22 protein-coding genes and 1 tRNA gene are annotated in these 24901 nt (G+C 64.8%); 15 read left to right on the plus strand and 8 right to left on the minus strand.

Annotated features, from left to right (window positions below):
* The first annotated feature begins 208 nt into the window (after nucleotides 1-208).
* From pstS to phoR, 7 genes are all read left to right on the plus strand, one after another.
* Nucleotides 209-1240 (plus strand): phosphate ABC transporter substrate-binding protein PstS, encoded by a 1032-nt coding sequence (gene pstS / locus NH14_RS15260; protein WP_035522762.1) that lies wholly within the window; start codon nucleotides 209-211, stop codon nucleotides 1238-1240.
* Between the two features lie 204 nt (nucleotides 1241-1444).
* Nucleotides 1445-2431, plus strand: a complete 987-nt coding sequence (pstC, locus tag NH14_RS15265; RefSeq protein WP_035522765.1) for a phosphate ABC transporter permease PstC — start codon at nucleotides 1445-1447, stop codon at nucleotides 2429-2431.
* Nucleotides 2428-3324: a phosphate ABC transporter permease PstA gene (gene pstA / locus NH14_RS15270; protein ID WP_035522768.1), complete on the plus strand. Its 897-nt coding sequence runs from the start codon at nucleotides 2428-2430 to the stop codon at nucleotides 3322-3324. The genes pstC and pstA overlap by 4 nt, the downstream gene beginning before the upstream one ends.
* A gap of 15 nt (nucleotides 3325-3339) precedes the next feature.
* Complete coding sequence (gene pstB, locus NH14_RS15275) at nucleotides 3340-4176, plus strand: phosphate ABC transporter ATP-binding protein PstB (RefSeq protein ID WP_035522771.1); 837 nt, start codon at nucleotides 3340-3342, stop codon at nucleotides 4174-4176.
* Nucleotides 4177-4201: 25 nt separating this feature from the next.
* Nucleotides 4202-4906, plus strand: a complete 705-nt coding sequence (gene phoU / locus NH14_RS15280) for a phosphate signaling complex protein PhoU (protein ID WP_035522773.1) — start codon at nucleotides 4202-4204, stop codon at nucleotides 4904-4906.
* Nucleotides 4907-4971: 65 nt separating this feature from the next.
* The gene (gene phoB / locus NH14_RS15285) at nucleotides 4972-5673 is read left to right on the plus strand and encodes a phosphate regulon transcriptional regulator PhoB (RefSeq protein WP_035522777.1); all 702 of its coding nucleotides are present in this window, start codon (nucleotides 4972-4974) and stop codon (nucleotides 5671-5673) included.
* A gap of 173 nt (nucleotides 5674-5846) precedes the next feature.
* Nucleotides 5847-7160, plus strand: a complete 1314-nt coding sequence (gene phoR, locus NH14_RS15290) for a phosphate regulon sensor histidine kinase PhoR (protein ID WP_035522780.1) — start codon at nucleotides 5847-5849, stop codon at nucleotides 7158-7160.
* 129 nt (nucleotides 7161-7289) lie between these two features.
* Here the strand turns inward: phoR and ppk1 are convergent, their stop codons facing one another.
* Entirely contained in the window at nucleotides 7290-9353 is a 2064-nt protein-coding gene (ppk1, locus tag NH14_RS15295) for a polyphosphate kinase 1 (protein WP_035522783.1), read from the minus strand.
* Nucleotides 9354-9581: 228 nt separating this feature from the next.
* Here ppk1 and ppx point away from each other — a divergent pair, with 228 nt between their 5' ends.
* Nucleotides 9582-11171 carry an exopolyphosphatase gene (ppx, locus tag NH14_RS15300; protein WP_176329254.1) on the plus strand — a complete coding sequence of 530 codons (1590 nt, stop codon included), beginning with the start codon at nucleotides 9582-9584 and terminating at the stop codon, nucleotides 11169-11171.
* Between the two features lie 123 nt (nucleotides 11172-11294).
* Here the strand turns inward: ppx and NH14_RS15305 are convergent, their stop codons facing one another.
* Together NH14_RS15305 and sixA are read right to left on the minus strand one after the other, a co-directional pair.
* Nucleotides 11295-12113, minus strand: a complete 819-nt coding sequence (locus NH14_RS15305; RefSeq protein ID WP_035522790.1) for a GNAT family N-acetyltransferase — start codon at nucleotides 12111-12113, stop codon at nucleotides 11295-11297.
* Nucleotides 12114-12259: 146 nt separating this feature from the next.
* Nucleotides 12260-12724: a phosphohistidine phosphatase SixA gene (gene sixA / locus NH14_RS15310; protein ID WP_035522792.1), complete on the minus strand. Its 465-nt coding sequence runs from the start codon at nucleotides 12722-12724 to the stop codon at nucleotides 12260-12262.
* Nucleotides 12725-12878: 154 nt separating this feature from the next.
* Between sixA and NH14_RS15315 the strand changes: the two genes are divergently transcribed.
* Nucleotides 12879-12955 (plus strand) — tRNA-Pro (locus NH14_RS15315).
* An 83-nt stretch (nucleotides 12956-13038) separates the two neighbouring features.
* On the opposite strand, the gene NH14_RS15320 is transcribed toward NH14_RS15315, so the two are convergent.
* Nucleotides 13039-13722, minus strand: a complete 684-nt coding sequence (locus tag NH14_RS15320) for a response regulator (protein ID WP_052147842.1) — start codon at nucleotides 13720-13722, stop codon at nucleotides 13039-13041.
* 430 nt (nucleotides 13723-14152) lie between these two features.
* Between NH14_RS15320 and imuA the strand changes: the two genes are divergently transcribed.
* Genes imuA through NH14_RS15335 form a run of 3 tightly spaced genes read left to right on the plus strand, consistent with a single transcriptional unit; the run spans nucleotide 14153 to nucleotide 20090 of the window.
* Nucleotides 14153-14998, plus strand: a complete 846-nt coding sequence (gene imuA, locus NH14_RS15325; protein ID WP_052147843.1) for a translesion DNA synthesis-associated protein ImuA — start codon at nucleotides 14153-14155, stop codon at nucleotides 14996-14998.
* Entirely contained in the window at nucleotides 14892-16538 is a 1647-nt protein-coding gene (locus NH14_RS15330) for a Y-family DNA polymerase (protein ID WP_035523077.1), read from the plus strand. The genes imuA and NH14_RS15330 overlap by 107 nt, the downstream gene beginning before the upstream one ends.
* Nucleotides 16539-16559: 21 nt before the next feature.
* Entirely contained in the window at nucleotides 16560-20090 is a 3531-nt protein-coding gene (locus NH14_RS15335) for an error-prone DNA polymerase (RefSeq protein ID WP_152617078.1), read from the plus strand.
* Between the two features lie 61 nt (nucleotides 20091-20151).
* Here NH14_RS15335 and NH14_RS15340 read toward each other — a convergent pair whose 3' ends face one another.
* Both NH14_RS15340 and NH14_RS15345 read right to left on the minus strand, forming a co-directional pair.
* Nucleotides 20152-21072 (minus strand): dTDP-4-dehydrorhamnose reductase family protein, encoded by a 921-nt coding sequence (locus NH14_RS15340; protein ID WP_035522794.1) that lies wholly within the window; start codon nucleotides 21070-21072, stop codon nucleotides 20152-20154.
* Nucleotides 21073-21085: 13 nt separating this feature from the next.
* Nucleotides 21086-21292: a heavy-metal-associated domain-containing protein gene (locus NH14_RS15345; RefSeq protein WP_035522796.1), complete on the minus strand. Its 207-nt coding sequence runs from the start codon at nucleotides 21290-21292 to the stop codon at nucleotides 21086-21088.
* Between the two features lie 169 nt (nucleotides 21293-21461).
* Here NH14_RS15345 and cueR point away from each other — a divergent pair, with 169 nt between their 5' ends.
* The 3 genes from cueR (at nucleotide 21462) to NH14_RS15360 (ending at nucleotide 22795) form a co-directional block, all read left to right on the plus strand.
* A complete protein-coding gene (gene cueR / locus NH14_RS15350) occupies nucleotides 21462-21878 on the plus strand; it encodes a Cu(I)-responsive transcriptional regulator (protein WP_035522798.1) in 417 nt (138 codons plus the stop codon).
* 328 nt (nucleotides 21879-22206) lie between these two features.
* Nucleotides 22207-22353 (plus strand): DUF3563 family protein, encoded by a 147-nt coding sequence (locus tag NH14_RS15355; RefSeq protein WP_129562385.1) that lies wholly within the window; start codon nucleotides 22207-22209, stop codon nucleotides 22351-22353.
* Between the two features lie 109 nt (nucleotides 22354-22462).
* Nucleotides 22463-22795: a hypothetical protein gene (locus tag NH14_RS15360; RefSeq protein WP_035522800.1), complete on the plus strand. Its 333-nt coding sequence runs from the start codon at nucleotides 22463-22465 to the stop codon at nucleotides 22793-22795.
* A 63-nt stretch (nucleotides 22796-22858) separates the two neighbouring features.
* On the opposite strand, the gene NH14_RS15365 is transcribed toward NH14_RS15360, so the two are convergent.
* Nucleotides 22859-23704: a 23S rRNA (adenine(2030)-N(6))-methyltransferase RlmJ gene (locus NH14_RS15365; RefSeq protein WP_035522803.1), complete on the minus strand. Its 846-nt coding sequence runs from the start codon at nucleotides 23702-23704 to the stop codon at nucleotides 22859-22861.
* Nucleotides 23705-23873: 169 nt separating this feature from the next.
* Complete coding sequence (locus tag NH14_RS15370) at nucleotides 23874-24845, minus strand: potassium channel beta subunit family protein (protein ID WP_035522805.1); 972 nt, start codon at nucleotides 24843-24845, stop codon at nucleotides 23874-23876.
* Nucleotides 24846-24901 lie beyond the last annotated feature (56 nt).

Here is a 24901-nt window from a genome sequence, read left to right on the forward strand (position 1 = left end):
GCCCAATGCCTCCTGCATGCCCGCCGCCCGCGAGCGTCCCGGCCAATGGGGCGTGTCCGCCTTTGCAGCAGGCGCATCGCGGTGAATGCGCCTGGCTTTCAGCCGGTAATCGTTCTGTCACGGCTGCTTCATGAATCGTCACGTTACTGTCACAAAGAGCCCCTAAGCTTCGCGGTGTTGTTTATCCGCTCACACACCTGGAGGCCACATGAAACTGATGCAAACCGCGCTCGCTGGCGTTGCTGGCGCGCTTTTCGCGATCGCAGCGCAAGCTGCTGACATCACCGGCGCGGGCAGCACCTTCGCAGCACCGATCTACACGAAATGGGCGGACGCCTATCAGAAGTCGGGTGGCGGCAAGGTCAACTACCAGGGCATCGGCTCGTCGGGCGGCATCAAGCAGATTCAGGCCAAGACTGTTGATTTCGCGGGCTCGGACGCCCCGCTGAAGGACGATCAACTGGCCAAGGACGGCCTGTTCCAGTTCCCGACGGTGGTGGGCGGCGTCGTGCCGGCGATCAACGTGCCGGGTATCAAGGCTGGCGAAATCACGCTGTCGGGCCCGGTGCTCGGCGACATCTACCTCGGCAAGATCAAGAAGTGGAACGATCCGGCCATCGCTGCGCTGAACCCGAAGGTCAAGCTGCCTGATCTGGACATCGCCGTGGTCCGCCGCGCCGACGGTTCGGGCACCAGCTTCATCTGGACGAACTACCTGTCGAAGGTCAACCCCGAGTGGAAGACCAAGGTCGGCGAAGGCACGACCGTGAACTGGCCGACCGGCACGGGCGGCAAGGGTAACGACGGCGTCGCGGCCTTCGTGCAGCGTCTGCCGGGTGCAATCGGCTACGTCGAATGGGCCTACGCCAAGCAAAATCACATGGTCTACACTGCCATGAAGAACGAATCGGGCGCGGTCGTTCAGCCGGCCTCCGAAACGTTCAAGGCCGCAGCGGCCGGCGCGGACTGGAAGAAGTCGTTCTACCAGATCCTCACGAACGAGCCGGGCAAGGACGCATGGCCGGTCGTCGGCGCGACCTTCGTGCTGCTGCACACGGCGCAGGACAAGCCGGAGCAGGGCAAGGAAACGCTCAAGTTCTTCCAGTGGGCCTTCAAGAACGGCACGCCCGCTGCTGACAGCCTCGACTACATCTCGCTGCCGCAGTCGGTCGTGAGCGAAATCGAGTCGCAGTTGAAGGAGAAGGTGAAGGACGCCAGCGGCAAGGCGATTGCCGAGTAAGGCGGACTGGTCTCGCTGAATGGCAGGGCCGAAGCAAGGGCCGCCGCGCACACCGCGCGCGGCCCGTTCTGCTTGCGTAATACACGCAAGCACGTAATACACCCGCTACGATGTGCCGTCCGATGTGTCACCGGGCGGCCGGCGGTTCCGGAACCGCATCAACGTCGCGAGCCTGAGGTTCGCGGCCACTGGAAACAGCTCATCATGTCCGACGTCCCGCTCGTCTCGAACCCGCCTGGCAGCGCCGCGCAGCAGCACGCGCCCAGCCCGGCAGGGGACATCATTTTCGGCGGCCTCGCACGCGGCGCCGCCATCGTCACGCTGTTGCTGCTCGGCGGCATCATCGTTTCGCTGATCGTCGCTTCGCTGCCGGCGATCCACAAATTCGGTCTCTCATTCCTCTGGACTGCTGACTGGGATCCTCCCAGCGAGCAGTTCGGCGCGCTCGTGCCCATCTACGGCACGATCGCCACTTCGCTGATCGCACTCATCATTGCCGTGCCTGTGAGCTTCGGCATCGCGCTCTTTCTCACCGAGCTCTCGCCCGCGTGGCTGCGCCGCCCGCTCGGCATCGCGATCGAACTGCTCGCCGCAATCCCGTCGATCGTCTACGGCATGTGGGGCCTGCTCGTGTTCGCGCCGATCTTCGCGCAGTACTTCGAGAAGCCGATCGGCCAACTGCTGGGCGGCATGCCGATCATTGGCGCGCTGTTCCAGGGCGCGCCCATCGGCATCGGCATGCTGTGCGCGGGCGTGATTCTCGCGATCATGATCATTCCGTACATTGCCTCAGTGATGCGCGACGTGTTTGAAGTCACGCCCGTGCTGCTCAAGGAGTCGGCCTACGGCATCGGCTGCACGACCTGGGAAGTCATGTGGAAGATCGTGCTGCCGTTCACCAAGACTGGCGTGATTGGCGGCGTGATGCTCGGCCTTGGCCGTGCGCTCGGCGAGACCATGGCCGTCACGTTCGTAATCGGCAATACGAACCTGCTCGACAACGTGTCGCTGTTTTCGCCCGGCAACAGCATTACCTCGGCGCTCGCCAACGAATTCGCCGAAGCGAGCCCCGGCCTGCATACCGCCGCGCTGATGGAGCTCGGCCTCATTCTGTTCGTGATCACGTTCATCGTGCTCGCGATCTCGAAGCTGCTGCTGCTGCGCCTCGAAAAGTCGGAGGGCGCACGATGAGCGAACCGACGATGAAGATTCCCGGCGCAACCTACGGTCCGGAACTGGAGCGCATGCGCGCGAAGCTGCAAGGACGCCGCAAAGTGACCAACGCGATTGCCCTGACGCTTTCGCTGGCCGCGATGGCGTTCGGCATTATCTGGCTCGTGTGGATTCTCTACACGACGCTCTCGCTTGGCGTTGGCGGCCTTTCGGTGCAACTGTTCACGCAGTCGACGCCGCCGCCGAACACCGACGGCGGCGGTCTCGCCAACGCGATCGTCGGCAGCCTGATGCTGGTGGCCGCCGCGACGCTCGTGGGCACGCCGATCGGCATTCTCGCGGGCGTCTATCTCGCCGAGTATGGCCAGAAAAGCTGGCTCGCGAGCGTGACGCGCTTCATCAACGACATTTTGCTGTCGGCGCCGTCGATCGTCGTGGGCCTGTTCGTCTATGCGCTCGTGGTCGCGAAGATGGGGCATTTCAGCGGCTGGGCGGGCGCGATTTCGCTCGCACTCCTGCAGATTCCGATCGTGATCCGCACGACCGAGAACATGCTCAAGCTGGTGCCGAACAACCTGCGCGAAGCGGCTTTTGCGCTCGGCACGCCGAAGTGGAAGATGGTGCTCTCGATCACGCTCAAGGCGTCGGTCGCGGGCATCGTGACGGGCGTGCTGCTCGCGATTGCGCGCATTGCCGGCGAGACCGCGCCGCTGCTCTTCACCGCGCTGTCCAACCAGTTCTTCAGCGCCGACATGAATCAGCCGATGGCAAACCTGCCGGTCACGATCTACAAGTTTGCGATGAGCCCGTTCGCGCAGTGGCAGTCGCTCGCCTGGGCCGGCGTTTTCCTGATCACGCTGGGCGTGCTGGGTCTGAATATCCTCGCGCGCACCATCTTTTCGAAAAAGTAAGGGCGGAGTCATCCGATGAATATGGCAGAGAGTCACTTCAACACTACGGCGCCGTCCGGCATCGGCCCCGCCCAGGGCAACCGCGGCCTCATGTCGGCCAAGCCGAAGATCGAAGTCAAGGATCTGAACTTCTTCTACGGCAAGTATCACGCGCTCAAGAACATCAACCTGCAGATTCCCGAAGGCAAGGTGACCGCGTTCATCGGCCCGTCGGGCTGCGGCAAATCCACGCTCTTGCGCACGTTCAACAAGATGTACGCGCTCTACCCGGAGCAACGCGCCGAGGGCGAGATCCTGATGGACGGCGAGAACCTGCTCACGTACAACCGCGATATCTCGCTGCTGCGCGCGCGCGTGGGCATGGTGTTCCAGAAACCGACGCCGTTCCCGATGTCGATTTACGACAACATCGCGTTCGGCGTGAAGATGTTCGAGAAGCTCTCGCGTCCCGAGATGGACGATCGCGTCGAGTGGGCGCTCACCAAGGCCGCGCTCTGGAACGAAGTGAAGGACAAGCTCGGCCAGAGCGGCTACGGTCTTTCGGGCGGCCAGCAGCAGCGTCTGTGCATCGCGCGCGGCATTGCGATCCGCCCCGAAGTGCTGCTGCTCGACGAGCCGTGCTCGGCGCTCGACCCGATTTCGACGGGCCGCATCGAAGAGCTGATCGCCGAGCTCAAGAGCGATTACACGGTGGTGATCGTGACCCATAACATGCAGCAGGCCGCGCGCTGCTCGGACTACACTGCCTACATGTACCTCGGCGAGCTGATCGAATTCGGCGACACCGAGAAGATCTTCATCAAGCCGGTCCGCAAGGAAACGGAAGACTACATCACCGGCCGCTTCGGCTGACCGCCGAGCCGAGAAGGGGAACAACATGTCCGATAAGCATCTGTCCAGCCAGTTCGACGCCGACCTGAATCTGATTTCCTCGAAGGTGCTCGAAATGGGCGGCCTCGTGGAATCGCAGATCATTACGGCGATGCAGGCCTTGAACGAGTTTGACGGCGAAGCCGCCGCGCGCGTGATTGCCGCCGAAGACCGCCTCAACACGATGGAAGTCGAAATCGATGAGGAGTGCAGCAACATCATCGCGCGCCGTCAGCCGGCCGCGCGCGATTTGCGCCTCGTGCTCGCGATTTCGAAGACCATCACGAACCTCGAGCGCGCCGGCGACGAGGCCGAGAAGATCGCCAAGCGCACGAAGCGCCTGATGGAAGACGGCGCGTCGCGCACAGTCAACATCGCCGAGATCAAGGTCTCGGGCGAGATGGCCGTGTCGATCCTGCGCCGCGCGCTCGATGCGTTCGCTCGTCTGGACACGGTGGCCGCCGCGCAGATCGTGCGCGACGACAAGGCTATCGACGAGGAATTCCGCGCCTTCGTGCGAAAGCTCGTGAGCTACATGATGGAAGACCCGCGCACGATTTCCGTGGGCCTCGACTATCTGTTCATCGCCAAGGCGATCGAGCGCATTGGTGACCACGCGAAGAACATCGCCGAATTCATCATCTACATCGTGAAGGGCACCGACGTGCGGCACAAGTCGCGCGACGCGCTCGAACGCGAAGCGCTTAGCTAAATATATGTAGCGCATTCATGCGCGTATTCAACCGTTTCAACAGGTCTTAAGGTCAAGAGGTGCCGATGCCCAGCAGCATTCTCGTCATCGAAGATGAGCCCGCAATTTCCGAGCTGATTTCCGTGAATCTGCAGCACGCGGGTCATTGCCCGATCCGTGCCTATAACGCGGAGCAGGCGCAAAGCCTGATCAGCGACGTGTTGCCCGATCTCATCCTGCTCGACTGGATGTTGCCGGGCAAGTCGGGCGTGAATTTCGCGCGCGATCTGCGCAACAACGAGCGCACGAAGCATATTCCGATCATCATGCTGACCGCGCGCGGCGACGAGCAGGACAAGGTGCTCGGCCTCGAGATCGGCGCCGACGACTACGTGACGAAGCCGTTCTCGCCGAAGGAACTGATGGCGCGCATCAAGGCGGTGCTGCGCCGCCGCGCGCCGCAGCTTACCGAAGACGTGGTCGCGATCAACGGGCTGAAGCTCGATCCGGCCACGCACCGCGTCGCCGCTCACGCGGAAGGCTCCGAGATCAAGCTCGATCTCGGCCCGACTGAATTCCGCCTGCTGCACTTCTTCATGACGCACCCCGAGCGCGTGCACAGCCGCACGCAATTGCTCGATCAGGTGTGGGGCGATCATGTGTTCGTGGAAGAGCGCACCGTCGACGTGCATATCAAACGTTTGCGTGCGGCGCTCAAGCCGGCGGGGTGCGATGCTATGATCGAAACGGTGCGCGGCAGCGGCTACCGTCTCGCGAAGGGCGCCTGAAGTTTGCGGTTTGCCCGAAATTCGCCTGTAATAAGCTCGTCATTCGCATCAAGCCTGCCTGAATAACGGCAGTAATACGCTGGCGCGCGGCGTTTCACGCGGCGCCGGTGCTCCGAATCCGCAGCGCCCCGGTCCGGACCGTCATTCTCTTCGAACTCTTCGAACGCAGGAACATGAACATCATCTGGGCGCGCGCCCTTGTATCGATTGTGTTGCTCGCGCTCGTGTGCGCGGGCCTTGGCGCGCTCTTCGGCGTCAAATTCGCGCTGGCGGTGGCCGTCGTCGTGCTGATTGGCCAAATCCTCTTCGGCACCTTCCACAAGCAGCGCCTCTGGCGCCTGCTCGACGCGCCCGTCTACGGCGAAGTGCCGAGCGCCCCCGGCGTCTGGGGCGAAATCTATTACCGCCTGCACAAGCTCGCCAAGCGCTGGCACGCCCAGGTGCGCCAGGTGGAGCAGCAGCATTCGCGCTTCATTCAGGCGATCCAGGCGTCCCCCAACGGCGTGGCCATGCTCGACGACCACGACCAGATCGAGTGGTGCAACGCCATCTCCGAGGTGCATTTCGGCCTCGATGCGAAGCGCGACCTGCGCCAGCACATCACCCATCTCGTGCGCCAGCCCGACTTCGTGCGTTACCTCAATTCGCACGAGTACCAGGACATGCTGATCATGCGCGGCATGGGCGCGAAGCGCCAGAACGTGATTTCGGTGCAAGTGTTTCCGTACGGCGAGCACCGCAAGCTCGTGCTGTCGCAGGACATCACCGAGCTCGAGCGCACCGACGCCATGCGGCGCGACTTCGTCGCCAACGTCTCGCACGAACTGAAAACGCCGCTCACCGTGCTGTCGGGCTTTCTGGAGACGATGCGCGAACTGCCGCTCTCCGAGGACGAGCGCGAGCGCTATTTCGATCTCATGGAGCAGCAGGCGTCGCGCATGCGCCATATCGTGACCGACCTGCTGGTGCTGGCGAAGCTCGAAGGCGAGGGGCGCGAGCCCGGCGAGCAGATGATCGACATGCGCGCGGTGCTCGGCCACGTGCGAGAGGACGCGGAAAGCCTCTCGGGCGGACATCACCGGATCACGGCCGATTTCGACGATGGTTTGAGCGTGACTGGATCGGAAACCGAAATATTGAGCGCGCTCGGCAATCTCGCCACGAATGCGGTGCGCTACACGCCCGATGGCGGCTCGGTGCAACTGTTGTGGCGCACGGAAGGCGGACAGGCGGTGTTCTCGGTCACCGATAGCGGTTATGGCATTCCCGCGAGCGACATTCCGCGCCTGACCGAACGCTTTTATCGCGTGGACCGCAGCCGCTCGCGCGACACGGGTGGCACGGGGCTCGGTCTCGCGATCGTCAAGCACGTGCTGCAGCGCCACGATGCAGCACTCGAAGTGAAGAGCGAGGAAGGGCGCGGCAGCACTTTCACGGTGCGCTTCCCGGCCGCGCGCACGGCGCGCCGGCAGCCGGCGCCGGTGTGAGGCGCGCGTATTTTTCTCCGGCTTGCAAAATAAAAAATGCCGCTTCGATTTGAAGCGGCATTTTTGCATCGTGGCTTATGTGCCGGTTTATGTGCCGGTTTATGTTCCGATTGTCACGGAAACATCGGCTCAAGAACAGAACTTCGCCAGCAGGTTCATTTGCGCATTGCGCACGGCCTTGCCGGCGCGGCGGCGCCGGTAATGGCCATCGCTCTGCATGAGCCACGCGCACTGATTATCGCCGAGGAACATCGACAGGCCTTCGGCAATCACGCGGCGCTTCAGGCGCCGGTCGTGGATCGGGAACGCCACCTCGACGCGGCGGAACAGGTTGCGGTCCATCCAGTCGGCGCTCGACAGATAGACGTTCTCCACGCCGCCCGCGTAGAAGTAGTAGATGCGGTGATGCTCGAGGAAGCGCCCGACGATCGAGCGCACCGTGATGTTTTCCGAAAGCCCCGGCACGCCCGGCTGCAGCGAGCACACGCCGCGAATGATCAGGTCGATCTTCACGCCGGCCTGCGACGCCTCATAGAGCTCGTCGATCACCGTGGGTTCGAGCAGCGCGTTCATCTTCGCGACGATGCGGGCCTTCTTGCCGGCGCGCGCGGCGTCGGCTTCGGCGCGGATCGACTCGACGAGACGCGGATGCAGCGTGAACGGCGACTGCCACATCTCGTGCAGTTGCAGCTCGCCGCCGATGCCCGTGAGCTGCTGGAACACGTGGTGGACGTCCTCGCAGATTTTCGGCTCGGAGGTCATGAGGCCGAAGTCGGTATAGAGGCGCGCCGTGCGCGGATGGTAGTTGCCGGTGCCGAGGTGCGCGTAGCGGCGCAGCGCCATGCGGCCGTTCACGGCCACGCGGCGCACGATCAGCATCATCTTGGCGTGGCACTTGTGGCCCACCACGCCGTAGACCACATGCGCGCCCACGGCTTCGAGCTGCGAGGCCCAGTTGATATTGGTTTCCTCGTCGAAGCGCGCGAGCAGCTCCACCACGACCGTCACTTCCTTGCCGTTGCGCGCGGCCTGCATGAGCGCGTCCATGAGCGGCGAATCGGTGCCGGTGCGGTAGATGGTCTGCTTGATCGCCACGACGTTCGGGTCGTTGGCGGCTTGCAGCAGCAGTTCGAGCACGGGCTGGAAGCTCTCGTACGGGTGATGCAGCAGCACGTCGCCCTGATCGATCACGTCGAACAGGTTGGTGTTGGCGGCAATGCGTTGCGCAATCGCGGGCACGTGCGGCACGAACTTCAGATCGGGACGATCGACCTTCTCGGGCAGTTGCATGAGGCGCACGAGATTGACGGGGCCGTCGACGTAATAGCAGTCCTTTTCATTCAATCCGCTTTCATCGAGCAGACGCCTCACGAGATGCACCGGCGTCTCCGCCGAGACCTCGAGCCGCACCGCATTGCCCAGATGGCGCGCGGGCAGTTCGCCCTGCAGCGCCACCCGCAGGTTCGTGATTTCGTCTTCATCGACGAATAGCTCGCTGTTGCGCGTAATGCGGAACTGATTGCAGCTGCGCACGACAAGGCTCGGGAACAGTTCGCCCACGAAGCGCTGCAAGAGCGAGCCGAGCAGCACGAAGCCGTGCTGGAAGCCCGACAGTTCCTGCGGCATGCGCACGAGGCGCGGCAGCGCGCGCGGCGCCTGCACGATGCCCATGACGGCCTGGCGGCCGAAGGCGTCCTTGCCTTCGAGTTCGACCACGAAATTCAGGCTCTTGTTGAGCACGCGCGGGAACGGGTGCGCGGGGTCGAGCCCGATCGGCGTAAGCACGGGCAGCAGCTCGTCGACGAAATACTTGCGCGCCCACGTGGTTTGCGCCTCGTTCCAGGCGTCGGTGCCATGAAAGTAGATGCCTTCTTCTTCGAGCGCCGGCAGCACAGTATCGTGCAACATGCGGTACTGACGATGCACGAGGCGCTGCGCGCGCTCGACCACCAGCTCATAGACGTGCTGCAGCGACATGCCGTCGGGCGTGAGGGCGCCTGGATTGTCGCGCATCTGCTCCTGGAGCCCGGCCATGCGGACTTCGAAGAATTCGTCGAGATTGCTGCTGGTGATGCAGATGAAGCGCAGGCGCTCCAGCAAGGGAACGGCTGGGTCGGCGGCCTGTGCAAGCACGCGCTCGTTGAATCCCAGAATGCCCAGTTCGCGATTGAGTAGGGGATAGCGGATGGACATTGGTATTGAATGCGGAATTCCAGGGGGCGATTCGAACGGACGCTCGGAAATTCTCACAGTTTCGTGACGTTATTATGAAATTTGGTGTGTCATAAATTCTACGCTCCATTTTCACGTATTCGACACGTCTCGCGGCAAAGATGCAGGGTGGGTCAGGGCGTCCCTCGCGGGGCGCTGTGGTCCACAACCGGTGCGAGGGCTGACATGGGGAAGTCGGGTACGCTTAAAATGGCTTATTTGGACAGCGCGGCGGCCGCCCAGCGAGACCGGATGGCCGTGCTCGCACGAATGGAGCTCGCCCCCTCGATGGTCACCAATCCGCAACTGCTAGCCGCCGTCGATCTCGGTTCGAACAGCTTTCGTCTGATCGTCGGCCGGGTCGAGGAAACCGACGCCGGCAGCCAGATCTATCCCGTCGATGCATTGCGCGAGCCGGTGCGTCTTGCAGCCGGCCTCTCGAAGGAAAAGATGCTCGACCGCGCCTCGCAGGTGCGCGGCTGGGACGCGCTCAAGCGCTTTGGCGAACGCCTGCGCGACTTCCACCCGGACCACGTGCGCGCGGTGGCCACCAACACGCTGCGCGTGGCCAAGAACGCGCGAGAATTTCTCGTCGAGGCGGAAAAAGCGCTCGGTTTCCCCATTGAAGTGATCGCGGGCCGCGAAGAGGCGCGCCTCATCTACGCGGGCGCCGCGCATTCGGTGCCGGCGAGCGCGGGCAAGCGCTTCGTGGTGGACATCGGCGGCGGCTCGACCGAGTTCATCATCGGCGCGCACTACACGCCGATCCGCATGGAAAGCCTCTATATCGGCTGCGTGAGCCATAGCCGCCAGTTCTTCCCGGCCGGCAACGTCGACGAATACACCATGCGCCAGGCCGAACTGGCCGCCACGCGCGAGATCCAGATTATTTCCTCCGACTATCGCAAGACCGGCTGGGACCAGGCGATCGGCTCATCGGGCACGGCGCGCGCGCTCGCCGAACTCGTGGAAGCAAACGGCTTCAACGACCCCGGCATCACGCACGGCATCTCGCGCGGCGGCCTCGAGCGCCTCAAGCGCGCGCTCATCAAGGCCGAGAACGTCAACCGCCTGAAGCTCGTCGCGCTCAAGCCCGACCGCATTCCGGTGCTGGCAGGCGGCCTCTCGATCATGATCGCCGTGTTCGACGAACTGGGCATCGATTACGTCGACACCACCGACGGCGCGCTGCGTCTGGGCGTGCTATACGACCTGCTCGGCCGTTCGCAGCATGAGGACATGCGCACCGTCACCGTGGAAGGTTTCATGCGCCGCTATGGCGTCGATCGTGCGCAGGCGGCTCGCATCGGCGATCTGGCGGTGGGCTTCTACGACCAGTTCGAAGAGCCCGACGAAGAGCGCCGCGAGGAAAACCGCATGTTCCTCGGCTGGGCGGCATCGCTGCACGAGATCGGCCTGTCGATTTCGCACAGCGCGTATCACAAGCATTCGGCCTATATCGCCAGCAACGCCGACATGCCTGGCTTCTCGCGCACCGACCAGGCGCGCCTTGCCGCGCTCGTGCTCGGCCACGTGGGCAAGCTCGGCAAGCTCTCACAAACGCGCGACGTGGAATGGCCGCTGCTGTTCTGCCTGCGCCTCGCGGGCCTCTTGAGCCGTCGTCGCGCCGATGTCGGCCTCCCGCAGATCAAGGTGATCCAGGAAGGCGACGGCTACGAAGTGCTGCTGCCGAACGCGTGGGTGCAGAACAATCCGCTCACCGATTACAACCTCGTTCAGGAAGCGGCCGAGTGGGGCAAGGTCGGGATTCCGTACCGCGTGGTGTATTCGGACGACTGATTCACTACGACTGACACGCGAAGACGGTTCGCGCGCAAGCGAGAACGCCCGGCCTGCGAGCCGGGCGTCGTGCTTTGTGGCGCTGCTTTGCGCTTGTCCGCGGCTATCTGCGCCTATGGACGCTCAGCGCGCGGAGGCGTTGCCGAGGAAGTGGCGAGCGTAGCGCTCGTTGATATCCGAGAGGCGGAACAGCGTGAGGAAGTCGGCGCAGTTGAAGTCAGGGTCCCAGGCCGGCGCACCGCAGATCTTCGCGCCAAGGCGCAGATAGCCCTTGATGAGCGGCGGCGGCACGGCGGACGCGCCCGTGCGCAGTTCCTCGACGGGCAGCGGCGTGTGCGGGAACGCGCGGTACTCGGGCGCCGTGAGCGCGCTGGCTTCGAGCGAGGCGTAGAGATTGGCGGCGTAGTGGCCGCCGTCGGCCATCGCGACGCTTGCGCAGCCGAGCATCGTCTCGTAGCCGTTGTGCGTCATGTAGGCGCCAAGGCCGCCCCACAACGACATGATGACCGAGCCGCTGCGATAGTCGGGATGCACGCACGAGCGGCCCACCTCGACCATCTTGGGGCGCAGGTGCGCGAGGCGCGATAGATCGAATTCGCTCTCGGCGTAGAGACGCCCGATGCGCGCGGCCTGGTGGGGCGGCAGCACGCGGTAGGTGCCGACGACCTTGAGCGTGTCGAGATCGCGCACGAGCAGGTGATCGCACCAGCTGTCGAAGGCGTCGACGTCGAGGCCCGCCGGGCCCGCGAGGCGCGCGCCCATTTCTTCGGCGAACACGCGGTAGCGCAGGCGCTGCGCTTCGCGCAGCTCTTCGTCGCTGCGCGCCCAGGCCACCTGCAGGCGATGCTGCGGGGTGACCGTTTCTTCGGCGCGCGGCAGGCGCCGATTCGACTCGAAGAGGCTCGCAGCGAACGGCAGGGAGGGCGTCGGCAGATCTCGCATGGGGCGTCCTGGTCGGAAGTAAAAGAACTTTTCCGGCAATTTAGTAAGACGCGGTTACGGTTCCGTGAAGACGCAATGACGATTCGGTGACGCGCTGTAAGGCCGATGTGAAGTGGGCAGAGGATGAGGCCCGCGCCGCAACGGCGCTAGACGAGATCGGGCGTGATGGCGGCGAGCAGGACCGCATCGCCGTCGCCGTTGCGCTCGCGGCTTTTGATCCAGAAGACGCCGGCTTTCTTCATCGCCCAACTGCGGCGGGTGTCTTCGGTCGACAAGAGGCGCGCGGCCACCTCGCCGAGCGTCGGCTGATGGCCGATCACGACGACCGTGGAAGCGATGCCTTCGGGCCAGCCGGCCGCCGCGAGCACGGCGTCGATGCTGGCGTTCGGTGCGATTTCGCGCACGACGCGGTACTGGTCGGTGAGCGCTTCGGCGGTTTGTATCGTGCGCGCGGCGGGGCTCGCGAGGATCACGGCGTCATCGGGCAGGCGCGCGCGCAGCCAGCGCGCGACGTTTTGCGCCTGCTTGCGTCCGCGCGTGGTGAGCTGGCGGGCGAGATCGCTCGCGGCGATGTCTTCGGCTTCGGCATGGCGCCAGAGGATGAGGTTCATTTGAGGGTTCTCTTGGGGGCGGTGCGAGTGGGGGGGGCGTTTCCACACGGGTTTACTGCATGGTGCACGCGGGGGGAGGCGGCGGCAAGGTATCCGCCTTGAGCAATGTGGGTTTGACGATCGCTGAAAGATGACGATATAATCGGCGATTCGTCGGAGCGTAGCGCAGCCTGGTAGCGCATCTGATTTGGGATCAGAGGGTCGTAGGTTCGAATCCTATCGCTCCGACCACGACATTGAAGGGCTTGGCATGTATGTGCCAAGCCCTTTTTTTGCGCGGGTGCGGCGTTGCCGGGCGGGTTCTCGGGGATGTCTCAAGAACTGACCAGCCCGTGGAGCATTGCGTACTGAATCAGCTCCGCGTTGGAGGTCAGGTGCAGTTTGCGCATTGCCGCCATTTTCTGAGTGCCGACTGTGGAAGTCGTGCGGCCGGAGCGGCGGGCAATTTCGGTGAGTGACATGCCGCGCGCTATTAACTGGACGATTTCGCGCTCCTTGCGCGAAAGCGCGAATTTGCGTTTGATCTCTGTGGGTGGGGCGGATGCCGAAAGCCTTCGTGCGACCATATCGGAGACGGCGATTTTGCTTCCAGAGCACGCATACTGACAGACCTTCATGAGTTCGCTCAGCGACTCGTCTTTGGTGACGATTCCGGCAACGCGTGCGTGTATGAGTTCTCTGATTATGCTGATGCTAGTTGTCATCGTGAAGACGACAACAGGGATGGCGGGATATTTGAATCTGAGCCACCGGATCAGCGCCATGCCGTCCGTTTCGGGAGCATCCCAGCACATTGCCAGATCGGTGACGATCAGATCGCAAGGGGCTTTGTGCAAGGCGTTCAGCAAATCGAGTCCCGATTGTGCAAGTGCGGCTATCTGATAGCCGCGCAGGTTCGCAAAGCTTGCTGCAACGGCCAGTCGTACGATGGGATGATCATCGGCAATAATGACGCGAACGCGATCGGGAGTATCGGCGGGATTTTCGTGGCCCTTCAAAATTAGCACTCCTTTAATGTTTGTATTTCGTTTAATTGCGGCTGGATCGCGGCGATTTGCTGTATCTCTTCCTGGCTTCTGAGCGCGGCGCTTTCCTGATGGGGAATTTCATCCTTAAATGAAGGCGGCTATGGAGACTCTGTCAAATAACGCGGAATCGATAAATAAGATTATTTCTACGCGGATTTATTTTTATGCCAGGTAAATATTGCGTGTGGTTGTGCAATTACGCCTGGAGAGGAATTTTTCGAAAATATCGTCATGTTCATGAGGCGATGCCGGGGGCGATGCACATCCACTTCCCCAACCACGTCAAATACTGTATAAATATACAGGTATCGGCGAGGCCTTTCATGCTAAGCCGGCTATCCCGTCATGCCCCATTTCGCGTTGGGCAGGGCGTTTTATTCCCTTTTTCCAGAGCGCAATCATGGCGGCATTCCAGTTTGCGGCGGCGCACCTGCCGCCCCGGCTGCAAAGCCGGGTCTGGCAGGGCAATCAACTCGCGCACGCGGGCGAGCGCACGGTGGCGAGCGGCCATGCCGCGCTCGACGCCCAGTTGCCCGGCGCGGGTTGGCCCGCGGGCAGCCTGACCGAGCTGCTCGTCGAGCAGGGCGGCATCGGCGAGATGCGGCTCGTCGCGCCCGTGCTGCATACGCTCACTGCGCGGGCGGGGCGGCACGTGCTGCTCGTCGCGCCGCCGTGGCGGCCATACGCGTGCGCGCTCAAGGCGTGGGGAATCGCGCTCGAGCGCCTGATCTGGGTGCGCGCGAGCGAGGATGAAGCGCCGTGGGCCGCCGAGCAGGCGCTCAAGCAGGATGGCATCGGCGCCGTGCTGCTCTGGCAGCCGAAGGCGCGCGCCGATGCTCTGCGGCGGTTGCAGGTCGCCGCGCAGGATTCGCAGTCGCTGGCGTTTCTGATGCGTCCGCCCGCTGCGCGCAGCCAGTCGTCGCCGGCGCCGCTGCGCATGGTTTGCACGCCGGTGCCGCCGCCCGAGGATGCGCGCCTGAATCGCCGTGAATGGATGCAGCTCACCGCTGTGTCCGTCGATATTTTCAAGCGTCGCGGGCCGCCGCCCGCCCAGCCACTCGTCATCACTTTGCCGCTGCAGGAGTCGGTGCTGCCCCAGCCGGGCGCATTGCCGGCCGCGCCGTGGCCCGGGATCAATCATGTTGTGGATCGCCGTCACCTTGCCGTTGTTGCCGCTGGAGGCCGTGAGGCCGCCCGTGCCGCTCATGTCGCCAGCACTGGAGTCACTGCGGGCCAGTCGACCTGACGAGGCCACGGGGCAGGACGCGCAGAGCGCGCGCTGCTACGCGCTTGCCGATCACGCGCGCATCCTGATGGTCGATCTCGATGCGTTTCGCCTTGGCGTGCAGCCGGGCAGCACGCGCGCTCATGCGCTTGCGCTCGCGCCGGGACTCGTGCTGCTCGAACCCGATCCGGCGCGCGAGACGCGCGCGTTCGAGGCGCTCGCGCTTGCGCTGCTCGTCTACACGCCGAAGGTGTCGCTCGCGCAGTCGCATACGCTTTTGCTCGAAGTCGGGTCCGGGCTGCGTCTTTTCGGTGGCGTGCGCGCGTTGCTGGCCAAGGTGGCGGCCACGGTGGCCAGTTGCGGCCACGCCGCGCGCATCGCCTGTGCGCCCACCGCCTGGGGCGCGTGGGTGCTCGCGCAGGCGCGCGCGAGCGCCGGGGCGCATGCGGCGCGGCGCTTTCGCGTGCTGAAGGACGCCACGCTCGTGCGCGCGCTCGACGCGTTGCCGGTCGCGCTTGCGCCGTTCGCCGCGCAGCACGCGCAGGCGCTCACGCAGATCGGCTGCGCGACGCTCGGCGATTTGCGGCGGCTGCCGCGCGATGGCATCGTGCGGCGCTTCGGCGACGGCGTGCTAGCCTGGTTCGCGCAGGCGCGCGGCGAGGCGCCCGATCCGCGCGCCTGGTTCGCCGCGCCGCCGTCGTTTCACGCGTCGCTCGAATTGCAGGCGCGCGTGGAGAGCGCCGAGGCGCTGCTGTTCGCCGCGCGTCGTCTCGTGATGCAGCTGGCCGGCTGGCTGGCCGTCCAGCATGGCGCGTTGAGCAGCTTCGAGCTGCGGCTCGAGCACGAGCTGGCGTCGCGCCACGCGCCGCGCACGTCGAGCCTCGCGCTATCGTGGGCCGCGCCTTCGCGCGATGCCGAGCATCTGCTATGGCTGTTGCGCGAGAAGCTCAATCAGACCGTTCTGGCAGCGCCCGTGATCGGCCTTGCGCTCGTCGCCGATCAGGTGAGCGCTTATGCGCCGCCCACCGACACGCTGTTTCCCTCGCCGGAGGCGTCGGACGCGTCGCTCTCGCAACTGTTCGAGCGCATTGGCGCGCGCATCGGCGAGCAGAACGTGCTGCAGCTGTTCGTCGAGGACGATCACCGGCCCGAGCAGGCGATGTCGGCGCGAACCTGGCGTACGAGCCGCGGTGCGGCTGCGCGCCGAACGGCCGCGCGCAAGCCGCGCGATTCACGCAAGGCGGGCGGTCAAGCCGATGCGCAGCAGGAAGCCGCGCCCGTGCAGACGGCCTTCGATCTGCCCGAGGTGCCGCTGCCGTCGCAGCCGCGCCCGGCATGGCTGCTCGAAAAGCCGCTCAAGCTCGCGATGCGCGGCGACCGGCCGGTTTATCGGCGGCCGCTCAAGACGCTCACGCGTACCGAGCGCATCGAATCGGGCTGGTGGGACGGCGAGGGCGTCGGGCGCGACTACTACGTCGCCGCCGACGATCAGGGGCGCATGTTCTGGCTGTACCGCGAGCGCATTGGCGGGCAGTGGTATCTGCAAGGGCTTTTTGGCTGACGCCGTTTCATCTTCAGCATCATGTCGAACAGCGGGGCGGGCGCATCGTTGCCTGCACAACCTTATTCGCCGGGATCGGCGCTGCCCGATTATGCGGAGCTGCACTGCCTGAGCAACTTCACGTTCCTGCGCGGCGCGTCGCGCCCGGGCGAGCTGGTCGAGCAGGCGATCCGGCACGGCTATCGCGCGCTTGCGATTACCGACGAATGCTCGCTCGCCGGCATCGTGCGCGCGTATAGCGCGCTCAACGAGTACGACGAGGCGCACAAAAAAGCGCATGACAATGCCGCGGCGGCCGGTGCCGTGCCTGCGCCTGGCCCGTTCGTGCCCTCGCTGCATCTGCTGATCGGCAGCGAGCTGAATCTCGTCGATGAAAACGGCGCGCCGTTCTGCACGCTCGTTGCGATCGCAATGAATCGCGAGGGCTACGGCAACCTGTGCGAGCTGATCACGCTCGCGCGCTCGCGCGCGGACAAAGGCCACTACCGCGTATATCCGTCCGACTTCACCGATCCCGAGCCGGAATTCGCGCATCTCAAGCACCTGCGCGACTGCGTGCTGCTGCTCGTGCCACAGCGCGCGGCCACGCTCGCGCAGACGCTGCGCGCCGCGCACTGGCTCGCGGGTTTCGCGGCCGAGCGTGCGTGGCTCGCGCTCGAACTCTGGCAAACGGGCGGCGACGACACGCAGATCGAAGTGCTGCGCCACGTCTCGCAGGAAAGCGGCTTGCCGCTCGTGGCGGCGGGCGGCGTGCTGATGCACGCGCGCTCGCGCAAGCCGCTGCAGGACACGCTGAGCGCGGTGCGCATCGGCAAGCCGCTCGCGTCGTGCGGCCGCGCGCTGGAGCCGAATGCCGAGCGCCATCTGCGCTCGCGCGTGCGGCTCGGCGCGCTGTATCCGCGCGATGCGCTCGACGCGACGCTCGAAGTCGCGCGCCGCTGCACGTTTTGCCTGAGCGAGCTGGCCTACGAGTATCCCGAGGAGCTCGTGCCTGCGGGCGAGACGCCCACCTCGTGGCTCGAAAAGCTCGTGATGCAAGGCGCCGCCGCGCGCTGGGCCGACGGTCTGAACGAGAAGCGCAGCAAGCAGATCGCAGACGAGCTCAAGCTGATTGCCGAGCTGAAGTACGAAAAATACTTTCTCACGGTGCACGACATCGTCCGCTTTGCTCGCTCGCAGAACATTCTGTGTCAGGGGCGCGGCTCGGCGGCGAACTCGGTGGTCTGCTACTGCCTCGGCATCACGGAGATCGACCCGGTGCGCATGAACATGCTCGTCGCGCGCTTTCTGTCCCGCGCGCGCAACGAGCCACCCGACATCGACGTCGACTTCGAGCATCAGCGGCGCGAAGAGGTCATTCAGTACATCTATGGCAAGTACGGCAAGCGCCGCGCCGCGCTGGCCGCAACGCTCATCACGTACCGTTCGCGCAGCGCGCTGCGCGACGTGGGCAGGGCGCTCGGTCTCGACAACGCGCTCCTCGAAAAACTCGCGGGCGCGCATCAATGGTGGGACGGACCCGATTCGATCGCGAACCATCTGAAGGAAGCGGGTTTTTCGCCCGACTCGCACGTCACGCAGCAACTGATTCGCCTCACGCGCGAGCTGCGCGGCTTTCCGCGCCACCTCTCACAGCACGTGGGCGGCTTCGTGATCGCGCGCGACAAGCTCTCGCGTCTCGTGCCCATCGAGAACGCGGCGATGAAGGATCGCTACGTGATCGAATGGGACAAGGACGATATCGATGCGCTGCGCCTGCTGAAGGTGGACGTGCTCGCGCTCGGCATGCTTTCGGCGATCCGGCGTTCGCTCGAATGCGTCGCGTTGAGGCGCGGGCTGCCGGAGTTTCGTGTGCAAGACATTCCTTCCGAGGATCGGGCGGTCTACGAGATGTGCTGCCACGCGGACACCGTGGGTGTGTTTCAGATCGAATCGCGCGCGCAGCAGAGCATGCTGCCGCGTTTGCGCCCGCGCGAGTATTACGACCTCGTGATCCAGGTGGCGATCGTGCGGCCTGGGCCGATACAGGGCGACATGGTGCATCCATATCTGAAGCGCAGGCATGGAAAGGAAAAGGTCGAGTATGCGAAGGAGGAGTTGCGCCCGGTGCTGGAGCGCACACGTGGCGTACCGATCTTCCAGGAGCAGGTGATGCATCTCGCGATGGTCGCCGCCGACTATACCGCCGAGGAAGCCGACAAGCTGCGCCGCGCGATGGCCGCATGGCGGCGCGATGGCGACCTGCGGCCGTATCAGGACGACCTCAAGCGACGGATGATGAAGAAGGGCTACACCGAGGATTTCGCGAACCGCATCTGCAAGCAGATCGAGGGTTTCGGCGACTACGGCTTTCCGGAGAGCCACGCGGCGAGCTTCGCGCTGCTCGTCTACACGAGTTCGTGGCTCAAGCGCTACGAGCCCGCCGCGTTTCTGGTCGGACTGCTGAATAGCCAGCCGCTCGGATTCTATTCGCCGTCGCAGCTCGTGCAGGATGCGAAGCGGCACGGCGTGCAGGTGCGCGCGCCCGATATCGCGCTGAGCGACTGGGCGTCCGTGCTGGAGGTGCGCGGCCAGCCGGGCGTGCGGCCCGATGCCGATGGCGCATCGGCCCGCCGCGCCGAGGTGGCACGTTATCGTGCGCTGTTGAGTGCCGCCGCGCTCGTGCGCAACGGCGTGATGGGCGCGGCCGGCGCAGACGCGGGAAATGGCTGCGGGCTTGAACGGGAGCATGACGGCGTGCACGGCCGTGATGACCGGCGAAAATGGCGCCGCCCGTTCATGCGCGGTCTCAGGTGCATCGTGCGCGCGAGTCTTGATCTGCCCCCCCGGCATTACGGGCGCCGAGGCCCGGCGGTGCGTCTGGGCTTCAGCCTCATCAAGGGGTTTTCGGAGGATGCCGCGCAGCGCGTGATGGCCGCGCGTGCTCGGGCGCCGTTCGTCGACGTCGACGATCTCGCGCGCCGCGCCGCGCTCACGCGCCGGGAGCTTGAGGCGCTCGCGGCGGCCAATGCGCTTGCGAGCATCGCGGGGCATCGGCGCGAGGCGTGGTGGGCCGTGACCGCGCAGCACGCGGTGCCCGCGCTATTGCGCGATGCGCCCGTGGCCGAAGCGCGGCTCGCATTGCCGCGCGCCTCGGAGGGCGCGGAGATCGTCGCCGATTACGCGAGCCTGCGCCTCACGCTCAACCGCCATCCGCTCGAACTGCTGCGGCCGGGGCTGGCGAAGCAGCGCTTTCGCAGCGCGGCGCAACTGGCGCAGTGCCGTCACGGCGTGCTTGCGCGCGTGTGCGGCATCGTCACGGTGCGGCAGCGGCCTGGCACGGCGAACGGCACGATCTTCGTCTCGCTCGAGGACGAAACCGGCTCGGTCAACGTGATCGTGCACGCGACGCTCGTGGAGTCGCAGCGCAGGGAACTGCTCGGGGCGTCGTTGCTGGCCGTGGCGGGCGTCGTGCAGCGCGAGGGCGAGGTCGTGCATCTGGTCGCGCACCGGCTGGAGGATCACAGCCGATTGCTCGGGCGGCTCGCGACCCAGAGCCGCGATTTTCATTGAGGGGGAAGCGCGCCGGGTACGGCACGGGGTGCCCGCCCGGCGGTTGTGGTTTGCCCGGCGCTTACTGGGCCTCGCCCGGACTGCGCGCGAACGCGTCGAGCACCGCACGAATGCCCGCGTCGAAGGGCGTGCGCCGACCGATCCCCAGCGCTTCGAGCCGCCCCGAGTCGAGGTGGCAGTCGCGCGGACGCGGTGTCGCGTCCGTGGGCGCCGTCTGCGCGACGAGTTGCGCCTCGATGCCGAGCGCGCGCGCGATGCGCTGCGCGATGTCGTATTTGGTCATCGGTTCCTCGCCGGACCATTGCGCGATGCCGCGCACCGTGCTGCCGTCCGCGCAGCGCGTGAGCAACTCGCGAATCACGAACGCGACGTCGGGCGTGAAGGTCGGATAGCGCGTGGCCCAGGCGTCCATCACCGCGGGCACGGCGCCAGCCTGCGCAGAAGCGCGGATCGCCGGCACGAGGCTCGTGACCGCCGATTCCTGCCAGTCGACGATCGGGCCGTACAGCAGCGGGAGGCGCAGCACGAGCGCGTCGTCGGCGGTGTCGAGCAGCGCGCGCTCGCCTTCGAGCTTGCTGCGGCCATAGGCGTTGAGCGGATTCGGCTCGGCATCGGGCAGATAGGGCGGGTACGCCCCGTCGAACACATAGTCGGTGGAAATCGACAACACCCACGCGCCGCGCCGCCGCGCGGCCGACGCAATGCTGCGCACGGCGTCGACATTGAGTGCGCGCGCTGCCGCCGGATCGTGCTCGCACACGTCGGGGCGGCGCTCGGCGGCGGCAATCACGATGGCGTCGGGCGCCTCTTTGGCGACGAATGCATCGACTGCGCGGGCGTCGCGCACGTCGAGCGCCACTTGCCCCGCGCCCACGCGGCTGAATGCGGTGGGCACGACCTGCCAGTTCGTCCCCGCTGCAAGCTCGCGCATGAGCGCGCGACCGAGCAGCCCGGAAGCCCCTGTTACGGCAACCTTGAACATGGCGCGCCTCGGCTCAGGCGCCAGCCGTGCCCGTGACGGTGTAGCCCGCCTCGTCGATAGCGGCCTTGAGCACCTCGGCGCTTTGCTTCGACTCGATGCTCACGCGGCCCGAGGCCAGATCGATCTCGACCTTCGCGGCGGCGTCGTGTTCGTGGATCGCGCGTGTGACGGCGCCGACGCAGTGTTGGCAGCTCATGCCTTCGACGTTGAACTGGATCATGGTGTTTTCCTTCTGAAAGAGAGCGGATAAGAAGCAAATGAGGCCGTGGCCGGATTTTGCCAGTGACTGACTTTGCTGGTGACCTGGCTACCAGGCTGCGAGGATGCTACACCTTCCCATGGTTGGAAGGTGTAGCATCGAATCATCGAAAGAAATACGGGAGCGCAGCATGAATATCGGCGAAGCGGCGCGCGCATCGGGCGTCACGGCAAAAATGATCCGCTACTACGAGAGCGTTGGCCTGCTCGCGCCGAAGGGGCGCACGGAGTCCGGCTACCGCGTCTACGGCATGGAAGAGGTGCACGCGCTGCGCTTCATCCGCCAGGCGCGGCGGCTGGGTTTTCTCGTTGAAGATATCCGCCGCCTGCTCGCGCTCTGGCATGACCGCTCGCGCGCAAGCGCCGAGGTCAAGGCGATCGCGCTCGAGCACGTGTCCGAACTCGACCAGCGCATTGCCGAACTCACGCAGATGCGCGACACGCTCAAGCATCTGGCAGCCCACTGCCACGGCGACGAGCGGCCGGACTGCCCGATCATCGAACGGCTCGCCGATCCGGAACCGGTGGCGCCAGACGCCGCGGCCTGAACTTGCAGGCGGGCGGGAGAGGTGGCGGATCGAGGCCCGGAGGTGCAACCCATGCTGGCAAATTGTCGCAACTTTCGCGATGTTATGCACAAGTCTGGTGCATTTCAACGCGTGATGCGAGAGCGTTTGCCGGAGTTGCCGACAAAATCGCCGGTAAATCATGATGTTGTCCAAATCGCCCCTATGCACCATTCCAGAATGGAATGCACCGCATTCGATCAATTCACTGGCAAAGCCGGTTGCAATCGTTATAATGCGGGTTATCCCTTACGAGGGTAATCCCTGATGCAAATCCACCGGGGATACACCGATCCTTGGAGAACACATCATGTTTGCATACCTTCTTGAAAAGCTGAGCAACTGGTTTGAAACTGCAGAGCGTCGCCGCCGTGAAGCGTATCTCTCGACGTCCGCAGACCTCGTGCAACTCGAGCAGCGCATCCGTTTGATCGAAATGCACGGCTACACGCGCTAAGCAGTCAGCAGCGTTCCGCATTGCCACAAACCCCGCATCTGGCGGGGTTTTGTCATTTCTGGGATAACGTCTTGTATAGAACCAGAGGCGCTTTGATCGGGGGATATGCATGAAGTCGAATCGTTCTCGTCGCAGGCGGGCGAGCCACGCGCTCATGGCGAGCGCCTTTCTGGCGGCGGCGCTGGCGAGCGCCGGCGCGCATGCAGGCGGCAAACCATTGATTCTGGACACGCAGCAAGGCATCAGCGACGGCCAGTCAGGCATGGTGCTGCAGAACGCACCGCTTTCGGCTCAGCCGATGGTGCAGGCTCCTTCGCTGCCCACGCTGAACGGGACTGGCGCGGACGGCTCGCAGGTGCCGATCATCGTCGCGCCCTATGTGGAAGTGCCGGGTGGCGGTGGACGGCCGCCTCGGCCAATGCCACGGCCCACGCCGCAATAATGGCGGCGTGCATCGGGCATCGGGCAGCGCCGCGTGGCCAGCGCCACGCGGGGAGCGTGAATCTCAGTCGCCGCGCGATTCGATCTTGAATTGCGCACCGTCGTCCATGCTGAGCGCCTTGACAAGCCACGGCATGGTTTCCTTGAGCGTGGCCGCGAGCGTGTAGGGCGGATTCAAGATGAACATGCCGCTGCCGTACAGACCGAAACCGTCTTCAGGGGGGCGGCTGACCGAGAGCGTGACGTGCAGCCAGTTCTTTTCCTGGATGCGCTTCAACTGCTCGGGAAAACGCTGCGATTCGGGCCGCGTGACCTGCGGATACCAGACCGCGTAAGTGCCGGTGGCAAAGCGCTGAAGCCCTTCCTCCACGCACGCGATGGTGCGTGCGTAGTCGCGTTTGTCCTCGAACGACGGATCGATCAGCACGAGCGCGCGGCGCGGCGGCGGGGGCAGCAGCGCCTTGATGCCGTCGAAGCCGTCGCCCGCGTGGATCATCACGCGGCGGCCCGCATCGCGAAAGCGGTGGCGCAGCACGTCGATCTCCGTGCTGTGCAGTTCGAACAGACGCATGCGGTCCTGTTCGCGCATCAGCCGCCAGGCGAGATAGGGCGAGCCGGGATAGAAGCGCAGTTCGCCGTCGGGATTGAGCGCCGCGACTTCATCGACATACTCGGCCAGCATCGCCGGCAGATCGGTGCGGCCCCAGAGCTTGCCGATGCCGGTGTCGAATTCGGCGTTCTTCGTGGCGTAGCCTTCGCGCAACGCGTAGGCGCCCGCGCCCGCATGGGTGTCGATGTACCAGTACGCCTTGTCCTTCTTGCCGAGGTATTGCAGCAGTTGCACGACGACGGCGTGCTTGAGGACATCGGCGTGATTGCCGGCGTGGAAGGCGTGACGGTAGCTCAGCATGATGGGGCGGACGCGAGGTCGGTGGGGATCGAAAAAAATGCAGGCAAGTGCGAGTGCGGCCCGGTAAAGCATGAGGGCGCGCAGGCGGGGCCGCGTATTTTACAACCCCGGCCCGACTCCGGCACAACCACCCGGCATACCGCACCGATCGCCGTGCGCACAGCGGGCCTCAATCGTAGCTGTCGCCGACTATCGCTTCGATCTTTTCCTTCACCTCGGGCGTGATCTTCTGTGCTACTTCGCGCGCCAGCATGTTTTCGCCGATTTGCTCGACGCGCGACGCGCCGGTAATCACCGTGCTCACGTGCGGATTCTTGAGGATCCACGCGAGCGCGAGCTGACCCACCGTGCAGTCCAGCTCCTTCGCGAAGTCCGCGAGCCGGCCGACGATCTCATTCTTGTCGGCGTCGGTGACTTCCTTGCGCAGCCAGTCGTAGCCCTGCAACAAGGCGCGGCTGCCGGCCGGCACGCCGCCACGGTATTTGCCCGTGAGCATGCCCGAGGCAAGCGGGCTCCATGTGGTGAGGCCGAGGCCGATGTCTTCATAGAGCCGCCGGTATTCGCTTTCCACGCGGCGGCGGTGGAACAGGTTGTACTGCGGCTGCTCCATGACGGGCTTGTGCAGATGATGCCGGTCCGCGATGTCCCACGCGGCGCGAATTTCGTCGGCGCTCCATTCCGACGTGCCCCAATAGAGCGCCTTGCCGCGCGAGATCATGTCGCTCATGGCCCAGACGGTTTCCTCGATGGGCGTGTTCGGATCGGGGCGATGGCAGAACACCAGATCGACGTAATCGAGCTGCAGCCGCTTGAGCGAGCCGTCGATGGCGTTCATCAGGTACTTGCGGTTGAGCGTGTGATACTGGTTGGGCGCCTCGCTCAAGCCCCAGAAGAACTTGGTGGACACCACGTAGCTCACGCGCGGCCAGGCGAGTTCCTTGAGCGCCTGACCCATGATTTCCTCCGATTTGCCGCCCGCATAGGCCTCGGCGTTGTCGAAGAAGTTGACGCCCGCGTCGCGCGCCGCAGCAAGCGATTCGCGCGCGAGATTGCGATCGACCTGATTGCCGTAGGTGACCCACGAGCCGATGGACAGTTCGCTGACTTGCAGGCCCGAGCGGCCCAGTCGCCGATAGTTCATGAACGCCTCCTTGTAGAGCGGCCAACTTAGCATGATCCGTGCGCGTGCGCTGAGGA

Source organism: Paraburkholderia sacchari, assembly GCF_000785435.2.
Classification (GTDB): Bacteria; Pseudomonadota; Gammaproteobacteria; order Burkholderiales; family Burkholderiaceae; genus Paraburkholderia; species Paraburkholderia sacchari.